Below are 6,443 nucleotides of genomic sequence, written 5' to 3'. Positions count from 1 at the left end.
GGAAGCTAAGCCTCACAGCGCCGATGGTACTGCAGGGGGGACCCTGTGGGAGAGTAGGACGCCGCCGAACAATCATTCAGAAAAGGCCTCCCGGCTTAGCCGGGGGGCCTTTTCGCATTTCCGGTCAGATTCCCGTCCGACCGTCCAGCGTCTCCCGGATGATGTCGGCGTGGCCGGCGTGCCGGGCGGTCTCCTCGATCATGGGGAGGTGGCGGGCCTGCGCGTCGGTGAGGCCGTCGAGTTTGCGGAGCAGGGTGGTGCGCTGCTTGTCGAGGAAGCCGTTGAGGGCGTCGCGTTCGGTGTCGGTCGCGAAGGCGGGGGCGCTCATCCGAGGGCCAGTTTGAAGCCGAGGTGGGAGGCGGTGAAGCCGAGGCGTTCGTAGAAGCGGTGGGCGTCGGTGCGGGTGGCGTCGGAGGTGAGTTGGACGAGTTCGGCGCCGAGGGTGCGGGAGCGGTCGACGGCCCATTCGACGAGGGTGGTGCCGAGGCCGGTGCCGCGGGCGTCGGCGTGGACGCGGACGGCTTCGATCAGGGTGCGGGTGGAGCCTCGGCGGGAGAGGCCGGGGATGACGGTGAGTTGGAGGGTGCCGAGGACCTGGCCGGCGAGTTCGGCGACGACCAGGTGCTGGTTCGGGTCGTCGGCGATCAGGCGGTACGCGGCGAGGTAGGGGGTGAGGTCGTCGGGGGATTCGCGGGCGGCGCCGAGGGGGTCGTCGGCGAGCAGGGCCACGATGGCGGGGAGGTCGGCCTCGGTGGCCGGACGGATCGTCAGCTTGTCGGTCATGATCGTGAGGATAGGACGGATCCGGTACGGACTGTCACCGGGAGGCGGTACGGTGCGTAGCGCACGGTCACCGATCCGAGGGGGCAGCCCGATGGGTACTCAGCCCGCGCAGCAGTCCGCGCAGTCGCCGCAGCGTCAGCTCGCCCAGGTGGAGGGCGTGTTGGAGCGGATCACGTACGCCAACGAGGAGACCGGGTACACCGTGGCCCGGGTCGACACCGGGCGGGGGCAGCACGACCTGCTGACGGTGGTGGGGGCTTTGCTGGGGGCGCAGCCGGGGGAGTCGCTGCGGATGTTCGGGCGGTGGGGCTCGCACCCGCAGTACGGGCGGCAGTTCATGGTGGAGAACTACACGACGGTGCTGCCGGCCACGGTGCAGGGCATCCAGCGGTACCTGGGGTCGGGGCTGATCAAGGGGATCGGGCCGCGGTTCGCGGAGCGGATCGTGACGGCCTTCGGGGTGGAGACCCTGGAGGTGATCGAGAACGAGCCGAAGCGGCTGATCGAGGTCCCGGGGCTGGGGCCGAAGCGGACGAAGATGATCGCGGCGGCCTGGGAGGAGCAGAAGGCCATCAAGGAGGTGATGGTCTTCCTGCAGACGGTGGGGGTGTCGACCTCCCTGGCGGTGCGGATCTACAAGCAGTACGGGGACGCCTCCACCGAGGTGGTGCAGAAGGAGCCGTACCGGCTGGCCTCGGACGTGTGGGGCATCGGCTTCCTGACGGCGGACCGGATCGCGCAGGCGGTGGGGATCCCGCACGACAGCCCGGAGCGGGTGAAGGCGGGGCTGCAGTACGCACTCTCGCAGAGCAGTGACCAGGGGCACTGCTACCTGCCCGAGGAGCGGTTGATCGCGGACGGGGTGAAGCTGCTGCAGGTGGACGTCGGTCTGGTGATCGACTGCCTGGCCGAGTTGGTGGCGGCGGAGGGGGTGGTGCGGGAGCAGGTGCCGGGGGAGGCGGGGGAGCCGGTGACGGCGGTGTACCTGGTGCCGTTCCACCGGGCCGAGGTGTCGCTGGCGAACCAGCTGCGGCGGCTGCTGACGGCTGACGTCGACCGCCTGCAGGCCTTCCAGGGGGTGGACTGGGAGGCGGCCCTGGGGTGGCTGGCGCAGCGGACGGGGGCCGAGCTGGCGCCGGAGCAGCGCGAGTCGGTGAAGCTGGCGCTGACCGAGCGGGTGGCGGTGCTGACGGGTGGGCCGGGGTGCGGGAAGTCGTTCACGGTGCGCTCGATCGTGATGCTGGCGCTCGCGAAGCGGGCCAAGGTGGTGCTGGCGGCGCCGACGGGGCGGGCGGCGAAGCGGCTGGCGGAGCTGACGGGGGCCGAGGCGTCCACGGTGCACCGGCTGTTGGAGCTGAGGCCGGGCGGGGACGCGGCGTACGACCGTGACCGGCCGTTGGACGCCGACCTGGTGGTGGTGGACGAGGCCTCGATGCTGGACCTGATCCTGGCGAACAAGCTGGTGAAGGCGGTGGCCCCCGGGGCGCACCTGCTGCTGGTGGGGGACGTGGACCAGCTGCCCTCGGTCGGGGCGGGGGAGGTGCTGCGGGACATGCTGGCGCCGGAGAGCCCGGTGCCCTCGGTGCGGTTGACCAGGATCTTCCGGCAGGCCCAGCAGTCGGGTGTGGTGACCAACGCGCACCGGATCAACGAGGGGTTGCCGCCGATCACCGACGGGCTGCCGGACTTCTTCCTGTTCGCGGAGGAGGACACCGAGGCGGCGGCCGGGTTGACGGTGGACGTGGTGGCCCGGCGGATCCCCCAGCGGTTCGGTCTGGACGCCCGGCGGGACGTCCAGGTGCTGGCGCCGATGCACCGGGGCCCGGCCGGCGCGGGGGCGCTGAACACGCTCCTCCAGGCGGCGGTCACTCCGGCGCGCGACGGTCTGCCGGAGCGCCGGTTCGGCGGGCGGACCTTCCGCGTAGGTGACAAGGTCACCCAGATTCGCAACAACTACGAGAAGGGCCGGAACGGGGTCTTCAACGGCACCGTCGGGGTGGTGACGGACCTCAACGTGGAGGAGCAGCGGCTGACGGTGCGCACGGACGAGGACGAGGAGGTGCCGTACGAGTTCTCGGAGCTCGACGAGTTGTCCCACGCCTACGCTGTGACGATCCACCGTTCGCAGGGGAGCGAGTACCCGGCGGTGGTGATTCCGGTCACCACCTCGGCGTGGACGATGCTCCAGCGGAACCTGCTCTACACCGCCGTGACGCGTGCGAAGAAACTGGTGGTGCTGGTCGGATCACGCAGAGCGATAGCCCAGGCGGTCCGGGCCGTCAGCGCAGGTCGCAGGCACTCCGCGCTGGACCACCGGCTGGCGGTCGGCTGATCGGCGGGGCCGCTCCGACCTGATGGGTTGTCTTGACGTGAAGAGATTTACGGCGGAACCTAGTCTGTGCCGATCTTGTCCGGTTCATACCGGGTGGGGCGACAGCTTTTGTAGGTGCAGGGCCTTTCCGGCCCACCCCGGGTGCACGGTGATCGGCCCGATGGTGGATCGTAGAGTCAGTCAGGGCACCTTGGATGAGGATTCATTTCGTCGGTGAGGAAGACGTGAGCGACAACTCGGTAGTACTGCGGTACCAGGACGGCGAGTACGAGTACCCCGTCGTCGAGAGCACTGCGGGCAACGCCGGCTTCGACATCTCGAAGCTGCTCCCGCAGACCGGCCTGGTCACCCTGGACAACGGCTTCGGCAACACCGCCGCCTACAAGTCCGCGATCACCTTCGTGGACGGCGACAACGGCATCCTGCGCTACCGCGGCTACCCGATCGAGCAGCTGGCCGAGCAGGGCAGCTTCATCGAGACCGCGTACCTGCTGATCAACGGTGAGCTGCCGACCACCGAGCAGCTGGCGGAGTTCAGCAACGAGATCACCCAGCACACCCTGCTGCACGAGGACGTCAAGCGCTTCTACCAGGGCTTCCCGCGGGACGCCCACCCGATGGCGATGCTGTCGTCGGTGGTCGGCGCGCTGTCCACCTTCTACCAGGACAGCCACAACCCGTTCGACGCCGGCCAGCGCCACCTGTCGACGGTCCGGCTGCTCGCCAAGCTCCCGACCATCGCCGCGTACGCGTACAAGAAGTCGGTCGGCCAGCCGTTCGTCTACCCGCGCAACGACCTGAGCTACGTCGAGAACTTCCTCCGGATGACCTTCGCGGTCCCCGCCGAGGACTACGAGATCAACCCGGTCATCGTCAACGCGCTGGACAAGCTGCTGATCCTGCACGCGGACCACGAGCAGAACTGCTCGACCTCCACGGTCCGTCTGGTGGGCTCCAGCCACGCCAACCAGTTCGCCTCCATCTCGGCGGGCATCTCGGCCCTCTGGGGCCCGCTGCACGGCGGCGCCAACCAGGCGGTGCTGGAGATGCTGGAGGAGATCCAGAAGACCGGCGGCGACGTCGACACCTTCATCCGCAAGGTGAAGAACCGCGAGGACGGCGTGAAGCTCATGGGCTTCGGTCACCGCGTGTACAAGGCGTTCGACCCGCGTGCCGCCCAGGTCAAGATCCTGGCGCACGAGGTGCTCGGCCAGCTCGGCAAGTCCGACGAGCTGCTGGAGATCGCGCTCAAGCTGGAGGAGCACGCGCTCAAGGACGACTTCTTCGTCTCGCGCAAGCTCTACCCGAACGTGGACTTCTACACCGGCCTGATCTACCGCGCCATGGGCTTCCCGACCAGCATGTTCACCGTGCTGTTCGCCCTCGGCCGGCTTCCGGGCTGGATCGCCCACTGGCACGAGATGATCAACGACCCGGGCAGCCGCATCGGCCGTCCGCGTCAGATCTACACCGGCGTGGAGATCCGCGACTACGTGAAGCTCGAGGGTCGCTGACCCGGGAGGTCCTCACGGGCGCCCCACTGACGCGGAAGGGCCCGGCTGCCACTGGCAGCCGGGCCCTTCCGCGTTCCCGCGGCGCACGACGCCCGGGGGCGGTCCTGGTGGGCCCGGAACGGCCGCTCAAAGCGTTCCGAGCCCGTTACCGCTCCCCGGCGTCGTGCGCGAGGCCGCCGAAACGGTTCGGCAGCCGTACCGGGGCCCGCCGGAGCCCCGTCCCGACGGCCGGAGCCGTCGTACTACAAAGGTAAGACGTGTCCGGGGTCGCAAAGTTACGGGGAGGGGGTGTGAGTTGGCTCTCTCCACGCTCCGTGCATGACCGGGTGCATGGCCGGTACACGGCACATACCACACCATCTCAGACGGGCTACGTCACCCTCCCCACAGTCGCCGCAACCGAGCGTGATAGGAATCGACCCATTCCGGGACGGACCGCCGCGCCCTCAGCTGCGGTGGCCGGAGCAGGGAGGGAGTGCGCAGATGGCCAGGAACGTCGTCGTCACGGGCGGTGGCACCGGCATCGGGTACGAGGTGGCCCGCCGTTTCGCCGAGGCCGGCGAGCGGGTCGTGATCGTCGGCCGCCGCCGGGAGGTCCTGGAGAGAGCCGCCTCCGACCTCGGCCCGAACGTCTCCCCGCTGGTCTGCGACCTGGCCGACCCGGACGCGGTGGAGCACGCGCTGGACGCGCTGCCGGCCCAGGTGGACGTGCTGGTGAACAACGCCGGCAGCCGGGAGACCGTGATCGGCGGCGGCCCGCACGCGCTGCTGGCCCGCTGGCGCGGGGACTTCGAGCGGAACGTGCTCACCGTGGTGCTGCTCACCGAGTCGCTCCGCGACCGGTTCACCCAGGGCAGCGGCCGGGTGGTGACGGTCAGCTCGATCGCCGCCCTGCGCGGGGCCGGCTCGTACGGGGCCGCCAAGGCCTCCCTGCACGCCTGGAACCACTTCCTGGCCGCCCAGCTCGGCACCTCCGGCATCACGGCCAACATCGTGGCCCCGGGCACCGTCTCGGGCACCGAGTTCTTCGGCCCCCGCCTCGACGAGGCGGAGGTCTCCCGCCGGGCGGCCCGCACGCTGCTGGGGCGGATCGGCGAGTCCGGCGAGGTCGCGGCGGCGGTCTACTTCCTGGCCTCCCGGGAGGCGGGCTTCATCACCGGCGAGATCCTGCACTGCAACGGCGGGGAGCTGCTCGGCCGCTGAGACGCCGTCAGGGCCCGGGACGGTCTGTCCGTCCCGGGCCCTGACGCTGCGTCGGCTCCCGGTCAGCGGGCCGCGTCGAAACGCCGCAGGCGCAGGCTGTTGGTGACCACGAAGACCGAGGAGAAGGCCATGGTGGCCCCGGCGACCACCGGGTTGAGCAGTCCGGCGGCGGCCAGCGGGATGGCGGCGACGTTGTAGGCGAAGGCCCAGAAGAGGTTGCCCTTGATGGTGGCCAGGGTGCGGCGGGAGAGCCGGATGGCGTCGGCGGCCGAGCGCAGGTCGCCGCGGACCAGGGTGAGGTCGCCGGCCTCGATGGCGGCGTCGGTGCCGGTGCCCATGGCGAGGCCGAGGTCGGCCTGGGCGAGGGCGGCGGCGTCGTTGACCCCGTCGCCGACCATGGCGACCGAGCGGCCCTCCTCCTGCAGCCTGCGCACGGCGGCGACCTTGTCCTCGGGGAGGACCTCGGCGATCACGTCCTCGGCATCGATGCCGACCTCGGTGGCGACGGCCTTGGCGCGCGGCCCAGCGGGCGCTGTCCCGGGGTGCCACGCCGAGGGCGAGCACCACCGCGTCGAGGACGTCGACCGGCATCGGGCGGGCACCGCTGAGGT

General features: G+C 70.4%; 5 protein-coding genes, 1 rRNA gene and 1 pseudogene. 4 read left to right on the top strand and 3 right to left on the bottom strand.

What is annotated here, in order from left to right; translation table 11 throughout:
• Positions 1-70 (top strand): 5S ribosomal RNA (gene rrf / locus ACWEPF_RS39345); the annotation flags it as partial.
• 54 nt (positions 71-124) lie between these two features.
• On the opposite strand, the pseudogene ACWEPF_RS39340 reads toward rrf, so the two are convergent.
• Positions 125-208: pseudogene (locus ACWEPF_RS39340) on the bottom strand (mycothiol transferase); the annotation flags it as partial.
• A 116-nt stretch (positions 209-324) separates the two neighbouring features.
• The gene (locus ACWEPF_RS39335) at positions 325-783 is read right to left on the bottom strand and encodes an N-acetyltransferase family protein (RefSeq protein WP_449798938.1); all 459 of its coding nucleotides are present in this window, start codon (positions 781-783) and stop codon (positions 325-327) included.
• Positions 784-874: 91 nt separating this feature from the next.
• Here ACWEPF_RS39335 and recD2 point away from each other — a divergent pair, with 91 nt between their 5' ends.
• From recD2 to ACWEPF_RS39320, 3 genes are all read left to right on the top strand, one after another.
• Entirely contained in the window at positions 875-3,115 is a 2,241-nt protein-coding gene (gene recD2, locus ACWEPF_RS39330) for an SF1B family DNA helicase RecD2 (protein WP_452176447.1), read from the top strand.
• A gap of 224 nt (positions 3,116-3,339) precedes the next feature.
• Positions 3,340-4,629 (top strand): citrate synthase, encoded by a 1,290-nt coding sequence (locus tag ACWEPF_RS39325; protein ID WP_345288528.1) that lies wholly within the window; start codon positions 3,340-3,342, stop codon positions 4,627-4,629.
• Between the two features lie 483 nt (positions 4,630-5,112).
• Positions 5,113-5,832, top strand: coding sequence for an SDR family NAD(P)-dependent oxidoreductase (locus ACWEPF_RS39320; protein ID WP_345288530.1), 720 nt, complete (start codon positions 5,113-5,115; stop codon positions 5,830-5,832).
• A 62-nt stretch (positions 5,833-5,894) separates the two neighbouring features.
• Here ACWEPF_RS39320 and ACWEPF_RS39315 read toward each other — a convergent pair.
• On the bottom strand, positions 5,895-6,443 hold a 549-nt coding region (locus tag ACWEPF_RS39315), incomplete at its 5' end, for an HAD-IC family P-type ATPase (protein WP_452176446.1).

The organism is Kitasatospora sp. NPDC004289 (genome assembly GCF_053602875.1).
Note: the sequence above shows the minus strand (reverse complement) of the source record. Positions and strands in the feature narration are given on the sequence as shown.

What these genes read in the sequence shown, in the direction of transcription:
- recD2 (WP_452176447.1), top strand. Translation starts at nt 875, where the DNA reads ATGGGTACTCAGCCCGCGCAGCAGTCCGCGCAGTCGCCGCAGCGTCAG.
- ACWEPF_RS39320 (WP_345288530.1), top strand. Translation starts at nt 5,113, where the DNA reads ATGGCCAGGAACGTCGTCGTCACGGGCGGTGGCACCGGCATCGGGTAC.
- ACWEPF_RS39335 (WP_449798938.1), bottom strand. Translation starts at nt 783, where the DNA reads ATGACCGACAAGCTGACGATCCGTCCGGCCACCGAGGCCGACCTCCCC.